The sequence below is a fragment of the Pantoea leporis genome (genome assembly GCF_028048155.1).
Taxonomy (GTDB): domain Bacteria; phylum Pseudomonadota; class Gammaproteobacteria; order Enterobacterales; family Enterobacteriaceae; genus Pantoea; species Pantoea leporis.
This window is the reverse complement of record NZ_JALMEU010000028.1, coordinates 1-687: the sequence shown is the minus strand read 5'-3', so window position 1 is coordinate 687 and position 687 is coordinate 1. Positions and strand designations below refer to the sequence as shown.

The following is a 687-nucleotide window of genomic DNA, read 5'->3' as shown; positions in this document are numbered from 1 at the left end:
ACTATATCGGCCCATATCGGAATCCCGGTGAAGAGGACGAAACCGAGTCCGGGCGGTTTTACGCGCGCATCGCCCACGAGCGCGATCTGAAGCGTGCCGATTACGTGCATCTGTTCAGCAACGCGTCGCATCTGACGCCGGGCGCGGTGCTGGAGCCGCAGGGCAACGTTATCCGCGCGCTGCAAAACGGCGTGGTGATGACGCTGGTCACCTTTATCGCCTCGCGCGATTCGCGCCTGCACGTTTCCGTGTGGGGTATGCCGTATAGCGAACACTTCTGCTTCCGCCCCGCTACGGTGCCGCGCCCGGAGATTGTCGGCACCCATCCGGCGCGCATTGAAAGCCGCAACGCCGATGATATCTACGCCCATCTCGACGAGCACGGACGCTACCGCGTGAAGCTGGATATCGAACGTCTGTTCAGCGAATCAGGCTACAGCTATCTGTGGGTGCGGCTGGCAAAACCCTACGCCGGCAGAGATTACGGTTTTCACGCGCCGCTGATTCAGGGCACCGAAGTGGGAATCGCCTTTGACGGCGGCGACCCGGACCGCCCGTACATCGCGCACGCCTTTCACGATTCCGAACATCCCGACGTCGTCAGCCGCGATAACCGCAGCCAGAATATCCTGCGCACGCCTGCGAACAACGAACTGCGCATGGAAGACAAGCGCGGCGAGGAGCATG

General features: G+C 61.9%; 1 protein-coding gene. It reads left to right on the top strand.

Going from position 1 to position 687, the window contains the following annotated elements:
* A partial coding sequence (gene vgrG / locus MWH02_RS23045; protein WP_271461524.1) for a type VI secretion system tip protein VgrG occupies window positions 1-687 on the top strand: 687 nt, incomplete at both ends.